3 protein-coding genes are annotated in these 2,717 nt (G+C 71.9%); all 3 read right to left on the bottom strand.

The annotated features are described in order from the left end of the window. Nucleotides 1-133 (bottom strand): Flp family type IVb pilin (locus tag NS331_RS25900; RefSeq protein WP_153013045.1); only part of this gene is annotated, 133 nt, incomplete at its 3' end. A gap of 459 nt (nt 134-592) precedes the next feature. Continuing rightward, on the bottom strand, nt 593-2,146 hold the full coding sequence (locus NS331_RS24670; protein ID WP_242873881.1) for a L,D-transpeptidase family protein: 1,554 nt from the start codon (nt 2,144-2,146) through the stop codon (nt 593-595). A gap of 28 nt (nt 2,147-2,174) precedes the next feature. After that, nucleotides 2,175-2,717, bottom strand: a 543-nt coding sequence (locus NS331_RS27400) for a L,D-transpeptidase Cds6 family protein (protein ID WP_153013044.1), incomplete at its 5' end; no start/stop codon positions are given.

The raw sequence follows: 2,717 nt of genomic DNA, 5'->3' as shown, positions 1-2,717 counted from the left end.
CGTCGCCATCTTCGGCACCGTCGGTGCCGAAGATGGCGACGAGCATCAGGGCCATCAGGCCGGCGATGATGCCGTACTCGATGGCGGTGGCGCCTTCTTCATCGCGCAGGAAACGGAGGACTGCTGCTTTCATGGGATACCTCTGCAAAGTGGTAACGAAACGACAAGGACAGGTGCCGTCAAGGCGATCTCATGCTAGGACCCCGTAACTTCGTGTATCAATAAGAGGGAAGTTCTCAGATTCGTGTGGCGGGTAGGAGGGATGGCGTCCGGGTTGACCCGCAGAAGACGGCGCAACAAGGCTTCGCCGGGCTTGCCGGGATGCCGCAAGTTCTTGATTGAAAAGGGGTTTTTCGCAGTCCGGAGGCTGCGGGGCGCAGGCACCATCCTGGTGCCGATGGGCGTGTCCGGTGTTACGGGCCCATGGCGCAGCGCGTTACGTGACTGCCACGCGCCTGTCAGCCCCCGAAAATTTCACACAATCGTGACGAAGTTCACGGCACTGTGAATGAGGGCTTTTCGGTCCGGCGTGCGCGAGCCGGGGCGCCGCAGGGTCGGCGCGTGAGGGGCGAGGCGAAGGGCCAGCGGGCGCTCAGCCCGACACGTCCTCGTGGAACAGCTTCCAGCTGTTCGCATCCCGCACCCAGTACTGGCGGCGCGTGCGGCCGGTGCGCTCGCCGGCGACCACTTCGCCGAAGGTGGCCATCACCGTGTCGCTCTTGTCGTGCCACATCAGGAAGGACGTGTCCTTCAGCTGGATGTTGCGGCCCTGCGCGGTCGCCAGCTCCTGGCGCAGCACGTTGTCCAGCGGCGCCGTGGTCGGCCCGCGCCGCGTGGCGCGCTGGTATTGGTTGGCGTAGAAGCTGCGCAGCTTCTCCTCGTTGCCGCCGCTGCGGGCCTGGAGCCAGGCGCTGAGCGCGGTTTCGAAGGGCTCGGCCAGGGTGCGCACCTTGGGCGGCGCCACCCATTCCAGGCTGCGGGCGATCACCACCGGCGTGGCACCCACCTGCACCTTGGCCAGGATCTGCTTGAGGTCGGGGTTGGACAGCACCACGCAGCCGTCGCTGGCCTGCGGCGGCCGGGCGAACTGATCCGGCGGCGTGCCGTGCAGCCAGATGCCGCTGCCGGTGCGCCCGAGCAGGTTGTCGTAGGGGTTGGGATAGTTGATCGGCAGGGCGCCCGCGCCGTAGAAGTCCTTGAGCGAGCGCGGATCCAGGTTGCTGGTGACGTAGTACACGCCCAGCGGCGTGCGGGCATCGCCCTCGACCAGCTTGTCGGTGCCCTGCTTGCCCACCGAGATGTAGTAGTCGGCCACCACCTGCAGGCCGTTGGCCGCGTTCTCCAGCAGGTACAGCCGCGAGCGCGACGCGTCGACCGCGATGGCGTAGCGGCTGCGCTGCGACAGCGCCAGGAACTGCGAGGGCACCGTGCCCGGCGGCGGCCGGTCGCGCAGCGCCTGCAGCCGGCGGCGCGATTCCTCGTGCAGCTCGGTCAGTGCCGGATTGCCGCGCAGGCGCGCGACGCTGGCGGCATCGGCCAGGGCGGTGTTGGGCGGGATGCGGGTCGCCAGCAGGTCGCCGTAGACCAGCTGCGCCAGCTGGAAGTTGGGGTAGGCCTTGACCAGCAGGCGGGCCTTGTCCAGGGCCTGCTGCGTCTCGCCGCGGCCGAAGAGCTGGTAGACCTCGATCAGCTGCGCCTCGGCCGTGCCGCCGGACTGCAGCAGCACCTGCGCGCCACCGCCGCCGGAAGCGACGGCGGCCGCGCCAGGCGCGATCCTGTTGTCGACCGCGCCCATGGCGGGCGGATGGGCCACCACGCGGCTGGTGGCGGCCGTCGCCGCCGCGGTCGCCGCCACGGCGGGCAGGGCGGCGCGCACCGGCGCCGGCGTCCGGACCGCCGTGCGCTCGGCGCGGCGGGCCGCACGGCTGGCAGGCGCGGCGGCGGCGCTGCGCTGCGGCACGGCGCGGCCGGCTTCCTTCTTGGACTTGGCGGCCGGGGCGGCGGCGGCCGACTTGGCGGCGGCGCGGGCCGACTTGCCGTGCGCCTGGCGCTCGGCGGCATGGCCGGACAGTGGCGTGCAGGCGAGCACGCCGGCAGCCAGCAGCGCGGCCAGCAGCGGGTTCAGGGGGCGGGTCCGTACCTGCAAGGTCGGGCGGCTGTGGATGTCGACGGCCTCAGCCGCCGACGGTTTCCTTCACGATGCGCCACTTCCCGTGGACGCGCTGCATTTCCAGCGTCTTGCGGCTGCTGACGTTCAGGCGGTCGGAGCGGTAGCGCTGGCGGAACTTGGCCGTGGCCTTGTCGCCCTGCACGTCGACGTTGAGGCCCTCGACCTGCACGCTGATGCTGTTCTTGCCCACGATGCGGGCGCGGCGCTCCTTCTCCCAGGCGCTGCGGCTGGCGCCGTCGGCCGGGTCGAAGTTGGGCGCGTAGGCGGCCAGGTAGCCGTCCATGTCCTGCTTGGACCAGGCGTTGGCCCAGGCATTGACGGCGGCGGTGATCTCGCTGCGCTCGCCGGCGGCGGCGTCGGGCTTGGGCGCGGGCGCCGGTGCGGGCTCGGCCGGCTTGGGCGCCGCCGTCACCGCGGGGGCGGGTGCCGGCGTCGGCGCCGCGGCGGGTGCCGGCGCAGGGACCGGGGCCGGTGCGGGCGTGGGCGCCGCGACCGGCGGCTTGGCCGGTGCGGGGGCGGGCGCCGGTCGCGGCGCCCACGCCCGCAC

The sequence above is a fragment of the Pseudacidovorax intermedius genome, from assembly GCF_001476815.1.
In the GTDB taxonomy this organism is placed as follows: domain Bacteria; phylum Pseudomonadota; class Gammaproteobacteria; order Burkholderiales; family Burkholderiaceae_C; genus Xenophilus; species Xenophilus intermedius_A.
Note: the sequence above shows the minus strand (reverse complement) of the source record. Positions and strands in the feature narration are given on the sequence as shown.